This is a genomic window from Burkholderia humptydooensis (assembly GCF_001513745.1).
GTDB classification, from domain to species: Bacteria; Pseudomonadota; Gammaproteobacteria; order Burkholderiales; family Burkholderiaceae; genus Burkholderia; species Burkholderia humptydooensis.
The window spans coordinates 1,626,620-1,649,561 of the sequence record NZ_CP013380.1; the positions used below are offsets into that span (position 1 = coordinate 1,626,620).

The 22,942-nt window shown below is 67.7% G+C and carries 22 protein-coding genes and 1 pseudogene; 18 read left to right on the plus strand and 5 right to left on the minus strand.

The features are described 5' to 3' along the window. Positions 1-39: 39 nt before the first annotated feature. The 8 genes from bamA (at position 40) to AQ610_RS07500 (ending at position 8,084) form a co-directional block, all read left to right on the plus strand. Complete coding sequence (gene bamA, locus AQ610_RS07465) at positions 40-2,349, plus strand: outer membrane protein assembly factor BamA (protein WP_045554835.1); 2,310 nt, start codon at positions 40-42, stop codon at positions 2,347-2,349. A 67-nt stretch (positions 2,350-2,416) separates the two neighbouring features. Further along, positions 2,417-2,920 (plus strand): OmpH/Skp family outer membrane protein, encoded by a 504-nt coding sequence (locus AQ610_RS07470; RefSeq protein WP_006026070.1) that lies wholly within the window; start codon positions 2,417-2,419, stop codon positions 2,918-2,920. A 16-nt stretch (positions 2,921-2,936) separates the two neighbouring features. Next, on the plus strand, positions 2,937-4,022 hold the full coding sequence (gene lpxD, locus AQ610_RS07475; protein ID WP_009912834.1) for a UDP-3-O-(3-hydroxymyristoyl)glucosamine N-acyltransferase: 1,086 nt from the start codon (positions 2,937-2,939) through the stop codon (positions 4,020-4,022). A 147-nt stretch (positions 4,023-4,169) separates the two neighbouring features. After that, positions 4,170-4,637: a 3-hydroxyacyl-ACP dehydratase FabZ gene (fabZ, locus tag AQ610_RS07480; RefSeq protein WP_006026072.1), complete on the plus strand. Its 468-nt coding sequence runs from the start codon at positions 4,170-4,172 to the stop codon at positions 4,635-4,637. A gap of 58 nt (positions 4,638-4,695) precedes the next feature. Next, positions 4,696-5,484 carry an acyl-ACP--UDP-N-acetylglucosamine O-acyltransferase gene (gene lpxA / locus AQ610_RS07485; protein ID WP_006026073.1) on the plus strand — a complete coding sequence of 263 codons (789 nt, stop codon included), beginning with the start codon at positions 4,696-4,698 and terminating at the stop codon, positions 5,482-5,484. A 4-nt stretch (positions 5,485-5,488) separates the two neighbouring features. Next, complete coding sequence (gene lpxB / locus AQ610_RS07490; RefSeq protein ID WP_006026074.1) at positions 5,489-6,655, plus strand: lipid-A-disaccharide synthase; 1,167 nt, start codon at positions 5,489-5,491, stop codon at positions 6,653-6,655. Continuing rightward, a complete protein-coding gene (gene rnhB / locus AQ610_RS07495; RefSeq protein WP_006026075.1) occupies positions 6,655-7,299 on the plus strand; it encodes a ribonuclease HII in 645 nt (214 codons plus the stop codon). The genes lpxB and rnhB overlap by 1 nt, the downstream gene beginning before the upstream one ends. Continuing rightward, complete coding sequence (locus tag AQ610_RS07500; protein ID WP_006026076.1) at positions 7,296-8,084, plus strand: TrmH family RNA methyltransferase; 789 nt, start codon at positions 7,296-7,298, stop codon at positions 8,082-8,084. Before rnhB ends, AQ610_RS07500 begins: the two co-directional genes overlap by 4 nt. A gap of 13 nt (positions 8,085-8,097) precedes the next feature. Here the strand turns inward: AQ610_RS07500 and ppsR are convergent, their stop codons facing one another. Beyond that, positions 8,098-8,913 carry a posphoenolpyruvate synthetase regulatory kinase/phosphorylase PpsR gene (ppsR, locus tag AQ610_RS07505; protein ID WP_006026077.1) on the minus strand — a complete coding sequence of 272 codons (816 nt, stop codon included), beginning with the start codon at positions 8,911-8,913 and terminating at the stop codon, positions 8,098-8,100. 113 nt (positions 8,914-9,026) lie between these two features. Here ppsR and AQ610_RS07510 point away from each other — a divergent pair. From AQ610_RS07510 to AQ610_RS07525, 4 genes and pseudogenes are all read left to right on the plus strand, one after another. Then, a pseudogene (locus AQ610_RS07510) lies at positions 9,027-9,853 on the plus strand (phytochelatin synthase family protein); the annotation flags it as partial. 494 nt (positions 9,854-10,347) lie between these two features. Then, on the plus strand, positions 10,348-12,747 hold the full coding sequence (ppsA, locus tag AQ610_RS07515; protein WP_006026079.1) for a phosphoenolpyruvate synthase: 2,400 nt from the start codon (positions 10,348-10,350) through the stop codon (positions 12,745-12,747). 127 nt (positions 12,748-12,874) lie between these two features. Beyond that, a complete protein-coding gene (locus AQ610_RS07520) occupies positions 12,875-13,309 on the plus strand; it encodes an NfeD family protein (RefSeq protein WP_006026080.1) in 435 nt (144 codons plus the stop codon). A 91-nt stretch (positions 13,310-13,400) separates the two neighbouring features. Next, positions 13,401-14,348, plus strand: coding sequence for an SPFH domain-containing protein (locus AQ610_RS07525; protein ID WP_006026081.1), 948 nt, complete (start codon positions 13,401-13,403; stop codon positions 14,346-14,348). 131 nt (positions 14,349-14,479) lie between these two features. On the opposite strand, the gene smpB is transcribed toward AQ610_RS07525, so the two are convergent. Continuing rightward, a complete protein-coding gene (gene smpB / locus AQ610_RS07530) occupies positions 14,480-14,926 on the minus strand; it encodes an SsrA-binding protein SmpB (protein ID WP_006026082.1) in 447 nt (148 codons plus the stop codon). 97 nt (positions 14,927-15,023) lie between these two features. On the opposite strand from smpB, the gene AQ610_RS07535 reads away from it, so the two are divergent. Both AQ610_RS07535 and AQ610_RS07540 read left to right on the plus strand, forming a co-directional pair. Continuing rightward, complete coding sequence (locus AQ610_RS07535; RefSeq protein WP_006026083.1) at positions 15,024-15,461, plus strand: type II toxin-antitoxin system RatA family toxin; 438 nt, start codon at positions 15,024-15,026, stop codon at positions 15,459-15,461. 5 nt (positions 15,462-15,466) lie between these two features. Further along, positions 15,467-15,790, plus strand: coding sequence for an RnfH family protein (locus AQ610_RS07540; RefSeq protein WP_009912827.1), 324 nt, complete (start codon positions 15,467-15,469; stop codon positions 15,788-15,790). Positions 15,791-15,913: 123 nt separating this feature from the next. On the opposite strand, the gene AQ610_RS07545 is transcribed toward AQ610_RS07540, so the two are convergent. The 3 genes from AQ610_RS07545 to AQ610_RS07555 all read right to left on the minus strand — a co-directional run bounded on the left by AQ610_RS07545 (position 15,914) and on the right by AQ610_RS07555 (position 18,938). Continuing rightward, entirely contained in the window at positions 15,914-16,882 is a 969-nt protein-coding gene (locus AQ610_RS07545; protein WP_043282496.1) for a DMT family transporter, read from the minus strand. A gap of 120 nt (positions 16,883-17,002) precedes the next feature. Further along, positions 17,003-17,686 (minus strand): Vgb family protein, encoded by a 684-nt coding sequence (locus tag AQ610_RS07550; RefSeq protein WP_043282421.1) that lies wholly within the window; start codon positions 17,684-17,686, stop codon positions 17,003-17,005. 31 nt (positions 17,687-17,717) lie between these two features. Continuing rightward, on the minus strand, positions 17,718-18,938 hold the full coding sequence (locus AQ610_RS07555; RefSeq protein ID WP_006026087.1) for a hypothetical protein: 1,221 nt from the start codon (positions 18,936-18,938) through the stop codon (positions 17,718-17,720). A 136-nt stretch (positions 18,939-19,074) separates the two neighbouring features. Here AQ610_RS07555 and AQ610_RS07560 point away from each other — a divergent pair, with 136 nt between their 5' ends. The 4 genes from AQ610_RS07560 (at position 19,075) to AQ610_RS07575 (ending at position 22,940) form a co-directional block, all read left to right on the plus strand. Next, the gene (locus tag AQ610_RS07560; protein ID WP_006026088.1) at positions 19,075-19,839 is read left to right on the plus strand and encodes a DUF899 domain-containing protein; all 765 of its coding nucleotides are present in this window, start codon (positions 19,075-19,077) and stop codon (positions 19,837-19,839) included. Next, a complete protein-coding gene (locus AQ610_RS07565) occupies positions 19,817-20,626 on the plus strand; it encodes a DUF2182 domain-containing protein (RefSeq protein WP_045554836.1) in 810 nt (269 codons plus the stop codon). Before AQ610_RS07560 ends, AQ610_RS07565 begins: the two co-directional genes overlap by 23 nt. A 235-nt stretch (positions 20,627-20,861) precedes the next feature. Beyond that, entirely contained in the window at positions 20,862-22,322 is a 1,461-nt protein-coding gene (gene guaB, locus AQ610_RS07570) for an IMP dehydrogenase (RefSeq protein ID WP_006026090.1), read from the plus strand. A gap of 6 nt (positions 22,323-22,328) precedes the next feature. Then, positions 22,329-22,940: a hypothetical protein gene (locus tag AQ610_RS07575; protein ID WP_043282422.1), complete on the plus strand. Its 612-nt coding sequence runs from the start codon at positions 22,329-22,331 to the stop codon at positions 22,938-22,940. The last annotated feature ends 2 nt before the right edge of the window (positions 22,941-22,942 follow it).

The following is a 22,942-nucleotide window of genomic DNA, read 5'->3' on the forward strand; positions in this document are numbered from 1 at the left end:
GGCCGCCTGATCTGATGCAAGCTTAAACACTGGGGATGCATGTTGTTCAAACCTCATCGCTTCGTACCTAAGACGGTTGCTGCCGCGGCGCTCGCCGCGCATGGCCTCGCGGCACACGCAACGGCGCCCTTCGTGGTGCAGGACATCAAGATCGAAGGCTTGCAGCGCGTCGAAGCGGGTTCCGTGTTCGCCTACCTGCCGATCAAGCAGGGCGACACGTTCACCGACGACAAGGCATCCGAAGCGATTCGCGCGCTGTACGCGACGGGCTTCTTCAACGACGTGCGGATCGCGACGCAGGGCAGCGTCGTGATCGTCCAGGTGCAGGAGCGTCCGGCGATCGCGTCGATCGACTTCACCGGCATCAAGGAATTCGACAAGGACAACCTGAACAAGGCGCTGAAGGCCGTGGGCCTGTCGCAGGGCCGTTATTACGACAAGGCGCTCGTCGACAAGGCGGAGCAGGAGCTGAAGCGCCAGTACCTGACGCGCGGCTTCTACGCGGCGGAAGTGTCGACGACGGTCACGCCGGTCGACGCGAACCGCGTGTCGATCCTGTTCGCGGTCGCCGAAGGCCCGAGCGCGAAGATCCGCCAGATCAACTTCATCGGCAACAAGGCTTTCAAGACGAGCACGCTGCGCGACGAGATGCAGTTGTCGACGCCGAACTGGTTCTCGTGGTACACGAAGAACGACCTGTACTCGAAGGAAAAGCTGACGGGCGACCTCGAGAACGTGCGCTCGTACTACCTGAACCGCGGGTATCTGGAGTTCAACATCGAGTCGACGCAGGTGTCGATCTCGCCGGACAAGAAGGACATGTACCTGACGGTGGCGCTGCACGAAGGCGAGCCGTACACGGTATCGAGCGTGAAGCTCGCGGGCAATCTGCTGGATCGCCAGGCGGAGCTCGAGAAGCTCGTCAAGATCAAGCCGGGCGACCGCTTCTCGGCCGAGAAGCTGCAGCAGACGACGAAGGCGATCGTCGACAAGCTCGGCCAGTACGGCTATGCGTTCGCGACGGTGAACGCGCAGCCGGAGATCGACCAGGCGTCGCACAAGGTGGGCCTCACGCTCGTCGTCGATCCGAGCCGCCGCGTGTACGTGCGGCGGATCAACATCGTCGGCAATACGCGCACGCGCGACGAGGTCGTGCGGCGCGAGATGCGCCAGCTCGAGAGCTCGTGGTTCGATTCGAGCCGCCTCGCGCTGTCGAAGGACCGCGTCAACCGTCTCGGCTACTTCACCGACGTCGACGTGACGACGGTGCCCGTCGAAGGCACGAACGACCAGGTCGACGTGAACGTGAAGGTCGCCGAAAAGCCGACGGGCGCGATCACGCTCGGCGCGGGCTTCTCGTCGACGGACAAGGTCGTGCTGTCGGCCGGCATCTCGCAGGACAACGTGTTCGGCTCCGGCACGAGCCTCGCGGTGAACGTGAACACCGCGAAGAGCTACCGCACGCTGACCGTCACGCAGGTCGACCCGTACTTCACCGTCGACGGCATCAAGCGGATCACCGACGTGTTCTACCGCACGTACCAGCCGCTCTATTACTCGACGAACTCGAGCTTCCGGATCATCACGGCGGGCGGCAACCTGAAGTTCGGCATTCCGTTCTCGGAAACCGACACGGTCTATTTCGGCGCGGGCTTCGAGCAGAACCGCCTCGACGTCGATACGAACACGCCGCAGTCGTACCAGGATTACGTGAACGAGTTCGGCCGCGTGTCGAACACGGTGCCGCTCACGATCGGCTGGTCGCGCGACGCGCGCGACAGCGCGCTGATTCCGAGCCGCGGCTACTTCACGCAGGCGAACGCCGAATACGGCGTGCCGGTCGGCAAGATCCAGTACTACAAGATGGACGTGCAGGGCCAGTACTACTACTCGTTCGCGCGCGGCTTCATCCTCGGCCTGAACCTCCAGGCGGGCTACGGCAACGGCATCGGCAACCCGTACCCGATCTTCAAGAACTACTACGCGGGCGGTATCGGCTCCGTGCGCGGCTACGAGCCGAGCTCGCTCGGCCCGCGCGACACGAAGACGAACGATCCGATCGGCGGCTCGAAGATGGTCGTCGGCAATATCGAGCTGACGTTCCCGCTGCCGGGCACGGGCTACGACCGCACGCTGCGCGTGTTCACGTTCCTCGACGGCGGCAACGTGTGGGGCAACGCGCCGGGCGGCACGAGCACGGGCGCGAACGGCCTGCGCTACGGCTACGGTGTCGGTCTCGCGTGGATCTCGCCGATCGGGCCGCTCAAGCTGAGCTTGGGCTTCCCGCTGCAGAAGCACGAAGGCGATCAGTATCAGAAATTCCAGTTCCAGATCGGGACGGCGTTCTGATCGATCAGGCACTGACTACAGCATCGAGAGGGTAATCTTGCTAACCGGTAAGTTTTCGAAACGAGTGATGTGCGCGCTGGCGCTTGCGGCCGCGCTCGGCGCGACGGCCGCGCACGCGCAGGACGTCGCGCGCATCGCGGCCGTCAATTCGGATCGGATCCTGCGCGAGTCCGCGCCCGCGAAGGCCGCGCAGACGAAGCTCGAAGCCGAGTTCGCGAAGCGCGACAAGGATCTGCAGGACATGGCCGCGCGCCTGAAGTCGATGTCCGATGCGCTCGACCGGAACGGGCCGACGATGTCGGCCAACGACCGCGCGCAGAAGCAGCGCGACCTCGCGCAGCTCGACACCGATTTCCAGCGCAAGCAGCGCGAGTTCCGCGAGGATCTGAACCAGCGCCGCAACGAGGAGCTCGCGGCGGTGCTCGACAAGGCGAACAAGGTGATCAAGCAGATCGCCGAGCAGCAGAACTACGATCTGATCGTGCAGGAAGCGGTGTACGTGAGTCCGCGCATCGACATCACCGACAAGGTGCTGAAGGCGCTCGCATCGCCTTCGAGCCTGTCGAACTGAACGGAGCGAACGTCGAATGGCATTGACGCTTGAGGCGCTCGTCGCGCGGTTCGGCGGCGAGATCGTCGGCGACGGCCGGTGCGAGGTCGGTGCTCTCGCGCCGCTCGATCAGGCGGGCCCGCGGCAGCTCGCGTTCCTCGCGAATCCGAAGTATCTGGCGCAGGTCGAGACGACGGGCGCCGGCGCGGTGCTGATCGCGCCGCGCGATCTGGAGAAGCTCGGCGCGGCCGCGACCGGCCGCAATTTCATCGTCACGCCGAATCCCTACGCGTATTTCGCGCGCGTCGCGCAGATGTTCATCGATCTCGCCGCGCCGCAGCGCGCCGCGGGCGTGCATCCGAGCGCGACGATCGACCCGGCCGCGCAGGTCGCCGCGAGCGCCGTGATCGGCCCGCACGTGAGCGTCGAGGCGGGCGCCGTGATCGGCGAGCGCGTGCAGCTCGACGCGAATGTGTTCGTCGGCCGCGGCACGCGGATCGGCGACGACTCGCACCTTTACCCGAACGTCACGATCTATCACGGCTGCACGCTTGGAGCCCGCGCGATCGTCCATTCGGGCGCCGTGATCGGCTCCGACGGCTTCGGCTTCGCGCCGGATTTCGTCGGCGAAGGCGACGCGCGCACGGGCGCGTGGGTCAAGATTCCGCAGGTCGGCGGCGTGAAGGTCGGCCCCGACGTCGAGATCGGCGCGAACACGACGATCGACCGCGGCGCGATGGCGGACACCGTCATCGACGAATGCGTGAAGATCGACAACCTCGTGCAGATCGGCCACAACTGCCGGATCGGCGCGTACACCGTGATCGCCGGCTGCGCGGGCATCGCGGGCAGCACGACGATCGGCAGGCACTGCATGATCGGCGGCGCGGTCGGCATCGCCGGGCACGTGACGCTCGGCGACTACGTGATCGTCACCGCGAAGTCGGGCGTGTCAAAATCGCTGCCGAAGGCGGGCATCTATACGAGCGCGTTTCCGGCCGTCGAGCACGGCGACTGGAACAAGAGCGCGGCGCTCGTGCGCAACCTGGACAAGCTGCGCGATCGGATCAAGGCGCTCGAAACCGCGCTGGCCGCGCGGGAAGGCGACGCCGGCGACGCATGAACCCACGTCGGCCGGAAACGCGCGGCGCAGCACTCGCAGGCTGCCCGCCGCGCCGGTCGACCGAACCCCGCGCGCCGCCTTCCCCGACGCGGCCCGCATCAGCACTTGCAGTCATCACCGCGCAGCCATTGCGTGAGACGAACCATCATGAGCACTGAAAAAATCAACTTCGACATTCACAAGATCCTCACGCTGCTGCCGCACCGCTATCCGATTCTGCTCGTCGATCGCGTGCTCGAACTCGAACCGCACAAGTCCATCAAAGCGTTGAAGAACGTGACGGTCAACGAGCCGTTCTTCACCGGCCACTTCCCGAAGCGGCCGGTGATGCCGGGCGTGCTGATCATCGAGGCGCTCGCGCAGGCGGCCGCACTCCTCACGTTCGCGGAGGCCGAGCCGAAGGACCCGGAGAACACGCTGTACTACTTCGTCGGCATCGACAACGCGCGCTTCAAGCGCGTCGTCGAGCCGGGCGACCAGTTGATCCTGAACGTGACGTTCGAGCGCTACATTCGCGGCATCTGGAAGTTCAAGGCCGTCGCGGAAGTGGACGGCAAGGTCGCGGCGGAAGCCGAGCTGATGTGCACGGTCAAGACGGCCGACGCGGCGCCCTGAGTGCGCGCGGCACGCAACGGCTACGCAACGCGACATAGACATTGAGAGGCAACGGCGCATGAGCAGGATTCACCCCACGGCGATCATCGAGCCGGGCGCGCAGCTCCACGAGACGGTCGAGGTCGGCCCGTACGCGATCGTCGGTCCGAACGTGACGATCGGCGCGCGCACGACGGTCGGCTCGCACAGCGTGATCGAAGGCCATACGGCGATCGGCGAAGACAATCGCATCGGCCATTACGCGTCGGTGGGCGGCCGCCCGCAGGACATGAAGTACAAGGACGAGCCGACGCGGCTCGTGATCGGCGATCGCAACACGATCCGCGAATTCACGACGATCCACACGGGCACCGTGCAGGACAAGGGCGTCACGACGCTCGGCGACGACAACTGGATCATGGCGTACGTGCACATCGGCCACGACTGCCGCGTCGGCAGCCATGTGGTCCTGTCGAGCAACGCGCAGATGGCGGGGCACGTCGAGATCGGCGACTGGGCGATCGTCGGCGGGATGTCGGGCGTTCACCAGTTCGTGCGGATCGGCGCACATTCGATGCTGGGCGGCGCGTCGGCGCTCGTGCAGGACATTCCGCCGTTCGTGATCGCGGCAGGCAACAAGGCCGAGCCGCACGGGATCAACGTCGAAGGGCTGCGCCGCCGCGGCTTCGCGCCGGATGCGATTTCCGCGCTGCGCAGCGCGTACCGGATCCTGTACAAGAACAACCTGTCGCTCGAAGAGGCGAAGGTCCAGTTGAGCGAGCTCGCGCAGGCGGGCGGCGACGGCGACGCGGCGGTGAAGGCGCTCGTCGACTTCGTCGAGTCGTCGCAGCGCGGCATCATTCGCTGACGCGATGGCGTTCCAACCCACACCGCTGCGCATCGCGCTCGTCGCGGGCGAACCGTCGGGCGACCTGCTCGGCGCGTCGCTCCTCGGCGGGCTGCACGCGCAGTTGCCCGCATCGTCCCGCTATTACGGGATCGGCGGGCCGCGCATGACCGCCGTGGATTTCGACGCGCACTGGCCGATGGAAAAGCTCGCGGTGCGCGGCTACGTCGAGGCGCTCAGGCACATTCCCGAAATCCTGCGCATTCGCGGCGAACTCAAGCGCCAGTTGCTCGCCGAGCCGCCCGACGCGTTCGTCGGCATCGACGCGCCCGATTTCAACTTCGGCCTCGAGCAGGCGTTGCGCGGCGCCGGCATTCCGACGATCCACTTCGTCTGTCCGTCGATCTGGGCGTGGCGCGGCGGCCGGATCAAGAAGATCGTCAAGGCCGTCGACCATATGCTGTGCCTGTTCCCGTTCGAGCCCGAGCTGCTCGGGAAGGCAGGCGTCGCGGCGACGTTCGTCGGCCATCCGCTCGCCGACGAGATCCCGCTCGAGCCCGACACGCACGGCGCGCGGATCGCGCTCGGTCTGCCGGACAGCGGCCCCGTGATCGCTGTGCTGCCGGGCAGCCGCCGCTCGGAGATCGAGCTGATCGGCCCGACGTTCTTCGACGCGATGGAACTGATGCGGCAGCGCGAGCCCGGCGTGCGCTTCGTCGTGCCGGCCGCGACGCCCGCGCTGCGCGAGCTGCTGCGGCCGCTCGTCGACGCGCACCCGTTGCTGCCGGTCACGCTGACCGAGGGCCGCGCGCAGGTCGCGATGACTGCGGCCGACGCGATCCTCGTGAAGAGCGGCACCGTGACGCTCGAAGCGGCGCTCCTCAAGAAGCCGATGGTGATCTCGTACAAGGTGCCGTGGCTTACCGGGCAGATCATGCGCCGGCAGGGCTATCTGCCGTACGTCGGACTGCCGAACATCCTCGCGGGCCGCTTCGTCGTGCCCGAGCTGCTGCAGCATTTCGCGACGCCCGACGCGCTCGCCGACGCGACGCTCACGCAATTGCGCGACGATGCGAACCGCCGCACCCTCACCGACATTTTCACCGACATGCATCTCGCGTTGCGCCAGAACACCGCGCAGCGCGCGGCCGAGGCCGTCGCGCGCGTGATCGACAGCAGGAAGCCGCGCTGATGGCGACGACTCGCAAACTCCGCGGCGGCGCCGATGGCGCGGCCCAGCCCGCGCTCGATTTCGACGCGCCGGGCGAGATCGTCTGCGGCGTCGACGAAGCCGGACGCGGCCCGCTCGCCGGGCCCGTCGTCGCGGCGGCCGTCGTGCTCGATCCGGCGCGGCCGATCGTGGGCCTCGACGATTCGAAGGCGCTGTCCGCGAAGAAGCGCGAGCGGCTCTTCGACGAAATCGTCGCGCATGCGCTCGGGTACTGCATCGCATCGGCGAGCGTCGAGGAAATCGACACCCTCAACATCCTGCACGCGACGATGCTCGCGATGAAGCGCGCGGTCGAAGGGCTCGCGGTGCGGCCGACGCTCGCGAAAATCGACGGCAACCGCTGCCCGGCGCTTGCGATCCGCAGCGAAGCGATCGTCGGCGGCGACGCGCTCGTGCCGAGCATCTCGGCCGCGTCGATTCTCGCGAAGGTCACGCGCGACCGGATGCTCGTCGAGCTGCATCAGCAATTCCCGATGTACGGATTCGATGCGCATGCGGGCTACGGCACGCCGCAGCATCTCGCCGCCTTGCGCGCGCATGGGCCGTGCGAGCATCACCGCCGCTCGTTCGCGCCCGTGCGCGCCGCATTCGATCTGATTCGATGAAAGCGATCACTTCCCGCGACAATCCGCTGTACAAGCGCCTGAAGTCGCTCGCGGGCTCGACCCACCAGCAGCGCCGCGGCGGCCAGGCGCTCCTCGAGGGGCTGCACCTCGCGAGCGCCTATCTCGACGCGGCCGGGCAGCCGGAGCTCTGCGTCGTCACCGACGGCGCGCTCGCGCACGCGGAGGCGCGCGAGATTGTCGCGCGCATCGAGCCGGCGCGGGTCGTCACGCTGCCCGACGCATTGTTCGGGCAGTTGTCGAACGTCGTCAACGGCGTCGGGTTGCTGCTGCTCGTCGCGCGTCCGGCGCCCGCGTTGCCGGCGCGCGTCGCGGACACATCGGTCGTGCTCGACGGCGTGCAGGACGCGGGCAACGTCGGCTCGATCCTGCGCAGCGCGGCCGCGGCGGGCGTGAAGCGAGTGTTCTGCGCGCCGGGCACCGCGTACGCGTGGTCGTCGAAGGTGCTGCGCTCGGCGATGGGCGCGCATTTCCTGCTCGATATCCACGAGGACATCGACGCCGGCACGCTGATCGAGCGGCTCGCGATTCCGGTCGCGCTGACCGATTCGCACGGCGCGCGCGCGATCTATGATTGCGATCTGGCCGGGCCGCTCGCGTGGGTGTTCGGCAACGAAGGGGCGGGCGTGTCCGCCCGGTGGCGCGACGCGGCGACGCATCGCGTGACGATTCCGCAGCCGGGCGGGATGGAATCGCTGAACGTGGCGGCTGCGGCGGCGGTTTGTCTTTTCGAGCAGTGCCGGCAGCAACGCGCGCCCGGCGCGTGACGCACGCCCTTCGTCAATACGACTGCCGCTCGAGCTTGATTTCCTGCAGGATCGTCGTCGCGATTTCCTCGATCGACTTGTGCGTCGACGACAGCCATTTGACGCATTCGCGCCGCATCATCGCTTCCGCCTCGTTGATTTCGTAGCGGCAGTTCTCGGGCGCCGCGTACTTGCTGCCGGGGCGGCGCTCGTTGCGGATCTCCGAGAGGCGCATCGGATCGATCGACAGCCCGAACAGCTTGTCGCGATGCGGATTGAGCGGCGTGGGCAGCTTGCCGCGCTCGAAGTCTTCCGGAATCAGCGGATAGTTCGCCGCCTTCACGCCATACTGCATCGCGAGATACAGGCTCGTCGGCGTCTTGCCGCTGCGCGACACGCCGATCAGGATCACGTCGGCGTCGGCGAGGTTGCGGTTCGACTGGCCGTCGTCGTGCGCGAGCGAGAAGTTGATCGCCTCGATCCTCGTCTTGTATTCCTCGGTGTCCGCGTTCTGGTGAACGCGGCCCATCGCATGACTCGACTTCAACTGCAGTTCCTGCTCGAGCGGTTCGACGAAGCGCTGGAACATGTCGAGCACGAGCGCGTTCGAACGCTTGACGATCTCGTTCGATTCGCCGTCGACGAGCGTCGTGAACACGATCGGCCGGCGGCCGTCGTGCTGCGCGGCCTCGTTGATCTTCTGGATGGTGCCGTACGCCTTCTCGATCGAATCGATGAACGGCACGCGCACGAGCCGGAATTTCTGATCGAACTGGGACAGGATCGAATGCGCGAAGGTTTCGGCGGTGATCCCGGTGCCGTCGGAGACGATGAATACGGTTGGAAGCATGAATCGAAGAATGCGTCGAGCGTGTGCGTGGCGGCCGCGCGCGGCCGGAAAGCGGTCATTTTAGCAGGCGCGGGCGCGCGGCCTGGCGCGGCGCATCGCGTTGCGCCGCGCGCCCTCGCTTGCGGCGCGCAGCATCGCCGCCGGCTTCGCGCTATGCTCGTGCGGCGCCGCGCGAGCGGCGCTCCGCTCGTCGAACGACCCAGGAGCCATGACCGTGAACAAGAGACTCGTCGGCGCCGTGCTCGTCGCGCTCGCGCTGGCCGGCCGCGCGGCCGCGCAAACCCTGCCGCTGCCCGGCGGCCTGATCGACCTCGGCAGCCGCGCCGGCGAGCAGATGCTGGCCGAGAGCGGCGCACGCAGCGCATACGCGTCGCTCGGCAGCCACTTCGTCACGCAGAAGACCCAGAGCTATTGCGGCGTCGCGTCGCTCGTGATGGTGCTGAACGCGCTGCGCGTGCCGGCGCCCGCCGCCGAGCAATATCCGCCGTTCCACTATTTCACGCAGGACAACGTGCTCAACGATGCGACCGAGAAGATTCGTCCGCGCGAGCTGATCGAGCGGCACGGCATGACGCTCGATCAGCTCGGCGCGCTCGCGAACGCGCTCGGCGCGAGCGGCGACGTGCGCCATGCATCCGACGTGTCGGTCGACGCGTTTCGCGCGGACGCGGTCGCGCATCTCGGCCGGCCGGGGCGCTACGTGCTCGTCAACTACCTGAGAAGCCGCCTCGGCCAGCGGACGGGCGGCCACATCTCGCCGCTCGGCGCGTACGATGCCGCAGCCGACCGCTTCCTGATCCTCGACGTGTCCCGCTACAAGTACCCGCCCGTCTGGGTGACGACGGCCGACCTGTACGCGGCGATGAACACGCCCGATGCGGACAGCGGCGGCCGCAGCCGCGGCTATGTGCTGATCGACGGGGCGGCAGGCGGGAGGTGATATCCGGGGCCAGACTGGAACTCGGAACCTGACGGCTGACACCGGACACATCGAGCACTCTCCTCACCGCACCGCCAAACGCCGGCCTCCTTGAGGCAGCACGGAAATCGGCGGTTCGGCGAGCGCGCCCGCGCCGACGACGCGCGCCGGCGCGCCGCGCGTCGAAACCGCGCGCTAGAGCACCATTGCGAGCGGGTTGCGCCACATCCGTTGGCCGGCACGGTAGAATAGCGGCAACCTGTTGGATAAGCCCTTGCGGCTGATGCGCGGCGCGGCCGCGTTTCGGGTCGCGATGCGCTACGGATTCCCGGCAAGTTCGGCGATTTGTCTGCTTTTTCGCCTTTCTGCCGGGATTTTTTGCAAGCGCGCCGGAATCGTCCCCGCCCCGCGAAGGCTTATCCGACAGGTTGTGCAAAGCGCGTCCCGCTTTTTGCAGGCGGCCGCGCTCCGAGCCCATTGCACGATCGAGCATTTTTTCACACTTAGGGGCTTGTATGACTAACGCAGCAAACGTCGCAAAGGATCAGGCGTATGTAATTCCGTTCGAGCAGTTGCGAATGACCGATGTCGAAATCGTCGGCGGCAAGAATGCGTCGCTCGGCGAGATGATCAGCCAACTGGCCGAGGCAGGCGTGCGCGTGCCCACCGGTTTCGCAACGACCGCGCTCGCGTTCCGCAATTTTCTCCAGCACAACAACCTCACCGAACGCATTGCGCAACGTCTCGAGTCGCTCGACATCGACGACGTGAAGGCGCTCGCCGAAGCCGGCGCCGAGATCCGCAAGTGGATCGTCGACGCGCCGCTGCAGCCGCGCCTCGAGCAGGAAATCCGCGCACAGTTCGAGATCCTGAAGAACGGCTCGCCGGGCGAGCTGTCGTTTGCCGTGCGCTCGTCCGCCACTGCGGAAGACCTGCCCGACGCATCGTTCGCCGGTCAGCAGGAGTCGTATCTGAACGTCGTCGGCATCGAGGACGTGCTCGATCGGATGAAGCACGTGTTCGCGTCGCTGTACAACGACCGCGCGATCTCGTATCGCGTGCACAAGGGCTTCACGCATGCCGAGGTTGCGCTGTCGGCGGGCGTGCAGCGGATGGTGCGCTCGGACGTCGGCGCGGCCGGCGTGATGTTCACGATCGACACCGAATCGGGCTTCAAGGACGCCGTGTTCATCACGTCGAGCTACGGCCTCGGCGAAACCGTCGTGCAGGGCGCGGTGAACCCGGACGAGTTCTATGTGTTCAAGACCACGCTCGCGCAGGGCAAGTACCCGATCATCCGCCGCTCGATCGGCTCGAAGCTGATCAAGATGGAGTTCACGCAGCCGGGCGAGCCGGGCCGCGTGAAGACGGTCGACGTGCCGCACGAGCAGCGCAACCGCTATTCGATCACCGACGACGACGTGATCGAGCTCGCGAAGTACGCGGTCATCATCGAGAAGCACTACCAGCGCCCGATGGACATCGAGTGGGGCAAGGACGGCCGCGACGGCAAGATCTTCATCCTGCAGGCGCGCCCTGAAACGGTGAAGAGCCAGGCGCACGGCAAGATCGAGCAGCGCTTCAAGCTGAAGGGCCAGTCGCAGGTGCTCGCGACGGGCCGCGCGATCGGCCAGAAGATCGGCGCGGGTCCCGTGCGCGTGATCCAGGATCCGTCGGAGATGGAGCGCGTGCAGCCGGGCGACGTGCTCGTCGCCGACATGACCGACCCGAACTGGGAGCCGGTGATGAAGCGCGCGTCCGCGATCGTCACGAACCGCGGCGGCCGCACCTGCCACGCGGCGATCATCGCGCGCGAACTGGGCGTGCCGGCGGTGGTCGGCTGCGGCGACGCGACCAACGTGCTGAAGGACGGCTCGCTCGTTACAGTGTCGTGCGCGGAAGGCGACGAAGGCAAGATCTACGACGGCCTGCTCGAGACCGAGGTGTCCGAGGTGCAGCGCGGCGAACTGCCGCCCGTTGCGGTCAAGATCATGATGAACGTCGGCAATCCGCAGCTCGCGTTCGACTTCTCGCAATTGCCGAACGCGGGCGTCGGCCTCGCGCGCCTCGAGTTCATCATCAACAACAACATCGGCGTGCACCCGAAGGCGATCCTCGAGTACCCGAACGTCGACGCGGACCTGAAGAAGGCGGTCGAGAGCGTTGCGCGCGGCCACGCGTCGCCGCGCGCGTTCTACGTGGACAAGCTGACGGAAGGCATCGCGACGATCGCTGCGGCGTTCTATCCGAAGCCCGTGATCGTGCGCCTGTCCGACTTCAAGTCGAACGAGTACAAGAAGCTGATCGGCGGCTCGCGCTACGAGCCGGATGAGGAAAACCCGATGCTGGGCTTCCGCGGCGCATCGCGCTACATCGCGGAGGACTTCGCGCAGGCGTTCGAGATGGAGTGCGTCGCGCTCAAGCGCGTTCGCGACGAAATGGGCCTGACCAACGTCGAGATCATGGTGCCGTTCGTGCGCACGGTGAAGCAGGCGGAGCGCGTCGTCGGCCTGCTCGGGAAGTTCGGCCTGAAGCGCGGCGACAACGGCCTGCGCCTCATCATGATGTGCGAAGTGCCGTCGAACGCGATTCTCGCCGAAGAGTTCCTGCAACACTTCGACGGCTTCTCGATCGGCTCGAACGACCTGACGCAACTCACGCTCGGCCTCGACCGCGACTCGGGCATGGAACTGCTCGCCGTCGACTTCGACGAGCGCGATCCGGCCGTGAAGTTCATGTTGAAGCGCGCGATCGACACCTGCCGCAAGCTCGACAAGTACGTCGGCATCTGCGGTCAGGGCCCGTCCGATCACCCGGATTTCGCGAAGTGGCTCGCCGACGAAGGCATCGCGTCGATCTCGCTGAACCCGGACACGGTCATCGAGACGTGGCAGGCGCTCGCCGCAAAGCAGTAATTCGCGGTAATCGCCGGTCCGGGCGGCCATCGGCCAATTGCCGTCCGGATGAAGGCAATTTGCAAGGTTCATGCTATAAACACCCCGGTAACGCCGGGGTGTTTTTCTTTGCGCAACGGGAGGCGCGATGGTATCGGGGCAGTTTTTCTGGTGGATCGGCGTCGGTGTGTTCGTCGTCGCGGAACTGCTGACGGGAACGTTCTACCTGCTGATGATCGCGCTCGGCTTTTTCGCGGGCGGCCTCGTGCATCTCGCGGGCGCGCCCGCCGCCTGGCAGTTCGCCGCAGCGGCGCTCGTCGCGATCGTCGCCGTGATTGCGTTGAGGCGCTCGGGGCTCGGCCGCAAGCAGAAGCGCGACGCCTCCGCGAATCCCGACGTCAACATCGATATCGGCGCGACGATCGCGGTCAGGCATTGGCACGATCGCCGGGCGCGTGCGCAGTATCGGGGCGCGCAGTGGGACGTCGAGCTCGCCGCCGGCGAGCGCGAGGACGCGCATCTGTACGAGGTGCGCGCGGTGCGCGGCAACTGCCTGATCGTTGCCGCGAAGCCGTCGGCTTAACCGTGCGCGTTGTCGTGCGCGTTTTTGCGCTTATATTTGCGCTCGTATCCGCGCGTTCGGCTTTCACATTCCAACCAGGAGGACTTGTTTCATGGATTCGTTGATCGTCTGGGCGGTGCTGCTCGTCATCGCTTTCGTGATCGTGTCGCAGACGGTGAAGATCGTGCCGCAGCAGCACGCGTGGGTGCTCGAGCGCTTCGGCCGCTATCACGCGACGCTGTCGCCGGGCCTGAACATCGTGCTGCCGTTCGTCGACCGGATCGCGTACCGGCACGTGCTGAAGGAGATCCCGCTCGACGTGCCGAGCCAGATCTGCATCACGCGCGACAACACGCAGTTGCAGGTCGACGGCGTGCTGTACTTCCAGGTCACCGATCCGATGAAGGCGTCGTACGGTTCGAGCAACTTCGTGCTCGCGATCACGCAGCTCGCGCAGACCACGCTGCGCTCGGTGATCGGCAAGCTCGAGCTCGACAAGACCTTCGAGGAGCGCGATTTCATCAATCACAGCATCGTGTCGGCGCTCGACGAGGCGGCGTCGAACTGGGGCGTGAAGGTGCTGCGCTACGAGATCAAGGATCTGACGCCGCCCAAGGAGATCCTGCACGCGATGCAGGCGCAGATCACCGCGGAGCGCGAGAAGCGCGCGCTGATCGCCGCGTCCGAAGGGCGCAAGCAGGAGCAGATCAACCTCGCGTCGGGCGCGCGCGAGGCGGCGATCCAGAAGTCGGAAGGCGAGAGGCAGGCGGCGATCAACCAGGCGCAGGGCGAGGCGGCCGCGATTCTCGCGGTGGCCGAGGCGAACGCGCAGGCGATTCAGAAGATTGCGCAGGCGATCCAGTCGCAGGGCGGGATGGACGCGGTGAACCTGAAGGTCGCCGAGCAATACGTCGGCGCGTTCGGCAACCTCGCGAAGACGGGCAACACGCTGATCGTGCCGTCGAACCTGTCGGATCTGAGCACGGCGATCGCGTCGGCGCTGACGATCGTGAACCGCGGCGCGCCGGGCGCGGCCGGCCTGGGCGCGAGCAAGGGCTGAGCGCGGCGCGGATCGAGTGAGGACTCGAATGAAGAAACGGCCCGCTTCGAATCGATCGAAGCAGGCCGTTTCGATTTCGGCGCGGCTCGTGCAGTTCAGTTCGTGCGGCGCGTGCGGCAAAACGTCGCGCGTCACGTGGCCGACCGCATGATTCGCGCCTTCTCGCGTTCCCAATCGCGCTTCTTCTCGGTTTCGCGCTTGTCGTGCAGCTTCTTGCCCTTCGCCAGGCCGATCTCGCATTTCACGCGACCGCCCTTGTAGTGGAAGTTCAGCGGCACGAGCGTGTAGCCGCGCTGCTCGACCTTGCCGATCAGCTTTTTGATCTCGTCGCGATGCAGCAGCAGCTTGCGGGTGCGGACGGGATCGGGCTTGATGTGCGTCGAGGCCTCGGGCAGCGGGCTGATGTGCGTGCCGATCAGGAAGATCTCCGCGTTCTTCACGACGACGTAGCCTTCCTTGATCTGGCCGCGCCCGGCGCGCAGCGCCTTGACCTCCCACCCCTCGAGCACGAGCCCCGCTTCATAGCGTTCTTCGATGTGGTAATCGAAGAACGCTTTTCTATTGTCGATGATGCTCATGAAGGGAAATGGCCAACTCGTTTAAAATCACGATTTTAGCAAAGCGGGGCGGCGTTGGCCCGGCTTGCTCGTTTACCTTTGCGATGCCGCGCGATTTATGGCAGATGTCCAGAAAACCGTATTGATCCGCCATTCGGCGGAACAGATGTTCGACCTCGTCACCGACGTGGCCGATTACCCGAACTTCCTGCCCTGGTGCGGCGGCGTCGAGATTCGCCGCCGCGACGAAACCGGGATGGAGGCGCGGATCGACATCAATTTCAAGGGCATCAAGCAGCATTTCGCGACCCACAACACGCAACAGCGCCCGACCCGGATCGACATGGAGTTCGCCGACGGGCCGTTTCGCAAGTTCACCGGCTACTGGCGCTTCACGCCGCTGCGCGCGGACGCGTGCAAGATCGAGTTCGCGCTGCACTACGAGTTCTCGAGCATCATCCTCGAGAAGATCATCGGTCCCGTGTTCACGCACATCGCGAATACGTTCGTCGAATCGTTCGTGAAGCGCGCCGATCAGCGCTACGGCAAGGGGTGACGCACATGCCGAAGGTTCAGGTCTGCTATGCGCTGCCCGAGCGGCAGACGCTCGTCGCCGTCGACGTGCCGGCCGGCGCGACCGTGCGCGACGCGATCCTCGCGAGCGGCGTGCTCGCGCTGCATCCCGACGTCGACCTCGCGACGCTGAAGACGGGCATTTTCGGCAAGCTCGCGCCGCTCGACGCACCCGTCGCCGACGGCGATCGCGTCGAGCTCTACCGGCCGCTCATCGTCGATCCGAAGGTTGCGCGGCAGCGCCGCGTCGACAAGACCCGCCGCGAGGGATCAATCGAGGGCCGCAAGTGGCTGCCGAAGGATTCGCGCTGAGCGGCGCGCAGCGTGGGCGATTCGCCTGACGAAATCCGTCGCCGCCTATTCGTCAAGGCTATCGTCAACGCGTTTCGCCGAGCGGTCCGGCCAAACATCCGATGAAATGCGCGGCGTCCGCGCTCAGTGCGCGCCGAGGTTCGCGTTGAGCGGATCGTCGGCCGCGCGCTTGTCGCCGTGCCGGCGCACCGACCCGTAGACGCCCGCGAGCAGCAGCACGAGCGCCGCGATCTCGAGCGCGCGCGGCAACCGGTGATCGAAGACGAAGCCGTACAGCAGCGCGAAAACGGTTTCGAACACGATCAACTGGCCCGATAGCGTGAGCGGCAGCCGCTTCGACGCCGCGTTCCACAGCCCGTTGCCGAGCCACGATGCGCCGATCGCGAGGCCGAGATTCAGCAGCCAGAACAACTGCCAGCGCGATGCGGGCAGCGCGGGCTGCAGCGCGCCGGCCGGCAGCGCGGCGATGCCGATCCAGCACAGCCCGCCGATCAGGCCCGTGACGACGCCCCACAGCACCGACCATTCGTTGCCGTCGAAATGGTGATGGCGTTGCAGATAGCGGGCGTTCGCGACCGCGTACCACGTCCAGCTCGCGAGCGCGCCCGCCGCGCATGCGATGCCGGCGAGCTTTTGCGCGAGCGTCGTCGCGTGCGCGGCTTCGGACGTGAACAGATCGACGTTGATGCACACGATGCCGGCGATGACGAGCGCGAGCGGACCCGCGAGCCGCTTGAGCGGCACCGCGCCGTAGTCGCCCAGGCCCGCGAGCGTGACGGTGACGGGCAGCACGCCGACGATCAGCGAACTGGGCGCGATGCCGATCAGGTGCACGGCGCTCGACAGCAGCATGTAGTACGCGACGTTGCCGACGAGCGCGAGCTTCACGAGCGCGACGAGATCGTCGCGCGTGAGGCGCGCGGCGAGCGAGCGGGCGGCCGGCAGCGCGGCCGCGAGCGATACGAGGCCGTACATCGCGTAGCGGCCGACGCTCAGCAACAGCGGCGAGAAATCGGTCAGGAGCCGCGGCACGAGAAACACCATTCCCCACAAGGCGCCTGCCAATACGCCATATACCACACCGCGCCGCATCGAATTCTCCGACCATTCCACTGACGAGCGCGCATCATAGCGGTGCGGGGCGGTGTTCGTCTTGTTCATTCCTGCACTCGGCCGATGCGGCGCGTCGGCCGGGGGCGCGCATTGCCGCGGCTACGCGTCGGCCGAGCCGGCGGCGCGCCCGGTGTCGCCGCGAGTCGCGGCGTCGCGCGCGTGGCGGCGGACGGCCCGCACTTTTCCGCTGTTTCCGCCGCCGCAGTAGAACCGGTCGCCGCCGTCGGATTCGAGCCCCGATACGCCGACGCCCGCCGGCATCCCGAGCGCCTCCAGCACGTCGCCCGTTCGCGGATCGACGCGGCGCAGCTCGCTCTCGTCGTTTTCCCACGTGCCATGCCAGAGCTCGCCGTCGACCCACGTGACGCCGGTGACGAAGCGGTTCGATTCGATCGTCCGAAGAATCGCGCCCGTTTCGGGATCGATCTGATGAATCCGGCGTTCGCGATACTGGCCGACCCAGAGCGCGCCCTCGGCCCACGCGAGCCCGGAGTCGCCGCCGCCGGGCGCGGGAATCGTCGCGAGCACGCGGCCCGTGTCCGGGTCGATCTTGTGAATGCGGTCCTCCGCGATCTGATACAGATGCCGGCCGTCGAACGCGGTGCCGGCGTGCGCGGCGACGTCGATCGAGTGCAGCGCCGTTCCGCTCGCCGGGTCGAGCGCGTTCAGCCTGTCGCCGGATGCGAACCATACCCGGTGGCCGTCGTATGTGACGCCGTGCACGCCGTCGACGCCCGGAAACGGGCCGTATTCCCGAATGATTTCGGCGGTCGATCGCTTCATGTCCGTCTCCCGGTTGCTCGATGGCGTCATCCTAATCGCCCGGCAGCGGCGCGGGGAGTAACAAGGTCGTCGCGAATCCCGGCACGGGCGGAGTCGTCCAGCGGCGCGCGCGGCCGCGGCCGAACGACTGCGCCTTGCCGGCCGTCGCGAGCGCGTCGAGCGAGCGCTGCACGGTGCGCTGGCTCGCGCCGAGCGCGAGCGCAAGCGCGGAGCTCGACCACGACTCGCCGTCGGCGAGGAGGGCGAGTACCGTCGCGTGCGCGTCTTCGACCGGGCGTGCGAGCACGGCCACGTCGCGCGCCGTGCACGGCGTCAGCGCGAATCCCCGCTTCGTCGCGCGAATGTCGGCCAGTTCGCCGAGCAGCGCGCGCAGCCGTCCGATCTCGACGCGCAGGCGCGCGCGATGCGATTCGTCGATGCGCTTCGCGCGGAACGCGCGGGCGACGAGCGCCTCGCGCGGCACGTCGTCCGGCCAGGCTTCGCCGAGCGCGCGGGCGAGCGCGAACAGGACGGGGCGTCTCGCGAGCGGGACCGTCGTGCGCGCGTCGTGCACGACGTGACGGCACGCGTCGACGACGAGCGACGTCGACGTGCGCCATGCCTCGACGTCGTCGAGCCGCAGCGCGCGTGTTTCGCCGCGCGTGATGAGGCGCGCGGCGGGCGTGTCGAGGGCGCGAAACGCATGTTCGACTTCGGCCGCGAGCGCGGGAATGCCGGCGACGCGCGCCGCGCGTTCGGCGCGGGCGAGCGCCGCGCGCGCGGGTTTCGTCTCGATGCGCCGCAGCGCGATGCCCGCGACGATCAGCTCGTGGGCGGCCTGCAAGGCGGGCGGGCAGGCGGCGGCATCGAGCGTGGCGAGCATGCGCTCGGCCTCGCCGACGCGGCCGATCAGCAACAGGCGACGGACCGCGAGATACCGCGCGTGCGCGGCGTTGACGCGGTCGCCATGCGCATCGAGCGTCGCGCGCGCCGCGTCGAGCGCCTTCTCGGGCCAGCCGAGCTCGCGCGATGCGAGCGCGATCTCGGCTTCGGCGACGACGCATCGCGCACGGGCGAGCGCCTCCTTCGGGCCGAATGCGCGGGCCGCGCGCCGCACGAGCGCCTTCGCCCGGACGAAATCGCCGAGCTGCGCCATCGCGACGCCGCGCAGCGCGAGCGCGGGCGCATCGTCGCGCAGCGCGACGCGGTTCAGCGCGCCGAGCGGATCACCCGCCGCGAGCGCGCGCGCCGCGGCCGTGATCAGCGAGTCCATCGGAATCCCGCCACACTTGTCACTCCCACCGTTCGAAGCACGCGACTAATCTACCACCACGCGATCAAGCAACCCGCGCGCCGGATCGCGGACCGATCGAGCGGCGCGCGGCGCAGACGAAAAGGAGGGACGAACGATGACGACACACACGATCGGCACGCGCGACGAATGGCTCGCCGCGCGGCTCGAACTGCTCGATGCGGAAAAGGCGCACACGCGGCGCGGCGACGCGCTCGCGCGGCAGCGCGCGGCGTTGCCGTGGGTGCGCGTCGACAAGGCGTATCGATTCGACACCGACGAGGGCGACGCATCGCTCGCGGAGCTTTTCCGCGGCCGCTCGCAACTGCTCGTCTACCACTTCATGTTCGGCCCCGACTACACGGCGGGATGCCCGTCGTGCTCGGCGATCGCGGACGGCTTCGACGGCTTCGTCGTCCACCTCGCGCATCACGACGTCACGCTCGCGGCGGTGTCGCGCGCGCCGCTCGCGAAGCTGCAGGCGTACCGGAAGCGCATGGGATGGACGTTTCCGTGGGCGTCGTCGCGCGACAGCGACTTCAACTACGACTTCAACGTGTCGTTTACTGACGCGCAGCAGCGCAACGGGCGCGTCGAATACAACTACCGGCGCGGCGGCCACGCGATGGACGCGACGCCCGCGCCTGCGCCCGTTGCCGAATTCGCGGCCACCTGCGGGACCGACGCGCGCACGTACGCGCGCGAGCGGCCGGGGATGAGCGCGTTCGTGCTCGAGGACGGCGCCGTCTATCACACGTATTCGACGTACGCGCGCGGGCTGGACGGACTCTGGGGCATGTACCAGTGGCTCGACCGCGCGCCGAAGGGGCGCAACGAAACGGGCGTGTGGTGGCGTCGCCATGACGAGTACGACGGGCGCTGACGGCGCGCGCCGGGGCGTATCCGCGGCGCTGTTGATTGCGCTGTTGGTTGCGGCGGAGGCGGCGCTCGGATGGCTTGCACCGACGCCCTCGACGGGCGAGACACCGATGCCCGGCGGCTGGATGTTGTCGGCGATGTGGACGCGGCTGTGCGGACGGACGTGGGGCGGCTCGGCGGCGTCGTTCGTCGGCATGTGGATCACGATGATGGCGGCGATGATGCTGCCGTCGTTCGCGCCGATGCTGTGGCGCGGCGGGCGATCCGTCCGGCGGCTGGGCCTCGCGGGCGGGGCGCGCGCCGGGCTGCGGGCCGCGTCGGTCGCCGCGGGGTACGGTTTCGTGTGGGCCGTGGCCGGCCTCGCTGTCCATGCGCTCGGCGCGGCGCTGGCGGCGCTCGAGTTGCGCATGCCGGCGCTCGCCCGCGCGGCTCCGGCCGCGGGCGGCGCGATCGTGCTCGGCGCGGGCGCGCTTCAGTTCACCGCGTGGAAGGCGCGCCATCTGGCGTGCTGCCGCGATGCGGCGCGTTGCGGCGGTCCGTCGCCGGCGAGCGTTGGCGCGGCGTGGCGACAGGGTGTGCGCTTCGGCGTTCGCTGCTGTTGCTGTAGCGCGGGCCTCACCACGAGCCTCCTCGTCGCCGGGATCATGGATTGGCGCGCGATGGCCGCCGTGACCGCCGCGATCGCCGTCGAGCGCCTCGCGCCGGCGGGCGAGCGCGCTGCGCGCATGATCGGCGGGGGCGTCGCCGCGATGGGCGCGGTCATGGTCGCGCGTGCGGCGGGCCTGGGTTGACGTCGCGTGCGATGGGCGCGGCGCGTCCGACGCATCCGGCACATTTCTGCCATTCGGCGCGAACCCGCGCGATGCCGGCCGAAACGAAACCGGCTCGAAAACGACTCGAACTGGAATCCGAGCAATTCGGGGGGCAAACGGCGAGCAAGCGGGAGAAACGGCTAAGCCGTTGTTCGTGTTGTGAAAATTAGCCGGGCATCGCGTATAATTCGCTTTTGCGCCTATAGGATTTGCCATGCGTCTGATCCAAAAAGCACTCACGTTCGATGACGTGCTCCTCGTCCCGGCGTTCTCCGACGTTCTGCCGCGCGACACCAGCCTCAAGACCCAACTGACTCGCCACATCTCCCTGAACATGCCGCTCGTGTCCGCCGCAATGGACACGGTCACCGAAGGCCGTCTCGCGATCGCGATGGCGCAGCAAGGCGGCGTCGGCATCGTCCACAAGAATCTCACCCCCGTCGAGCAGGCGCGCGAGGTCGCGAAGGTCAAGCGCTTCGAATCGGGCGTCGTGCGCGATCCGATCACCGTCCCGCCGAGCATGAAGGTGCGCGACGTGATCGCGCTGTCGCGCCAGCACGGCATCTCGGGCTTCCCGGTCGTCGAAGGTCCGAAGCTCGTCGGCATCGTGACGAACCGCGATCTGCGCTTCGAAACCCGCCTCGACGAGCCGGTCAAGTCGATCATGACGCCGCGCGAGCGTCTCGTGACGGTTGTCGAAGGCACGCCGCTCGCCGAGGCGAAGGCGCTGATGCACAGCCATCGCCTCGAACGCGTGCTCGTCGTCAACGCGGCGTTCGAGCTGCGCGGCCTGATGACGGTCAAGGACATCACGAAGCAGACCGAGCACCCGGAAGCGTGCAAGGACGAGCACGGCAAGCTGCGCGCGGGCGCGGCGGTCGGCGTCGGTCCGGACAACGAGGAGCGTGTCGAGCTGCTCGTGCAGGCGGGCGTCGACGTGATCGTCGTCGATACCGCGCACGGCCACAGCAAGGGCGTGCTCGAGCGCGTGCGCTGGGTCAAGCAGAACTTCCCGAAGGTCGAAGTGATCGGCGGCAACATCGCGACCGCGGCCGCTGCGAAGGCGCTCGTCGAATACGGCGCGGACGCGGTGAAGGTCGGCATCGGCCCGGGCTCGATCTGCACGACGCGGATCGTCGCGGGCGTCGGCGTGCCGCAGATCAGCGCGATCGCGAACGTGTCGGACGCGCTGCGCGGCACTGGCGTGCCGTGCATCGCCGACGGCGGCATCCGTTTCTCGGGCGACGTGTCGAAGGCGCTTGCCGCCGGCGCGAACGCGGTGATGATGGGCAGCATGTTCGCCGGCACGGAAGAAGCGCCGGGCGACGTGTTCCTGTATCAGGGCCGCCAGTACAAGTCGTATCGCGGCATGGGCTCGGTCGGCGCGATGAAGGACGGCGCGGCGGACCGCTACTTCCAGGACAACTCCGCGAACATCGACAAGCTCGTGCCGGAAGGCATCGAAGGCCGCGTCGCGTACAAGGGCTCGGTCAACGCGATCCTCTTCCAGTTGATCGGCGGCGTGCGCGCGAGCATGGGCTACTGCGGCTGCAAGACGATCGCCGAGCTGCACGACAAGGCCGAGTTCGTCCAGATCACCGCGGCCGGCATGCGCGAGTCGCACGTGCACGACGTGCAGATCACGAAGGAAGCCCCCAACTATCACGTGGACTGATCGCCGATGAAACCGTTGCTGCGCGCCGTTCTCCTGATCGATGCCGTACTGCTTGCCGCTTTCGGCGCGCTGTTCGTGCTGACCCCGTGGAAAGCGCTGTATGACGCGCTGCAACTCGTCACCGTCGATCCCGCGATGGTCGGCCAGGCGTTCGGCATCGCGCTCCTCGGGCTCGCATGGCTGTCCGCGCACGCGGCTTTCAACGGCGATCTGACTGCGGGCGTCGCGCGCGCGGTCGGGCACGTGAACTGGCTCACGGGCGTCGTGATGTTCGTGTGGCTGCTCGCGATTCGCTCGCCGCAGTTGTCGTCGTTCGGTCAATTCGTGTCGGTCGTCGCGGGGGCCGTGCTGCTCGTGGTCGGTCTCGGCGGCGTGCGGCTCGCGGCCGCGGTGCGGCGGCGCGAGAAGGCGCAGGTGGCGCAGGCGGGCGAGGCGCGCGTCGCGTCGAAGCGCGCTTCGGAGCCGGCCGTGACGCCGCCCGCCGCCGCGCGGATCGAGCCGGACGTGTCGCGCGCGGATGCAGTGGCCGGATCGTCGGGCGCCGCATCGGCAACGAGCGCCGCGCCGGCCGCGGCGAGCGAGTTCGGCGACACGGCGCGACCGCCGTCGCAACCGTGACC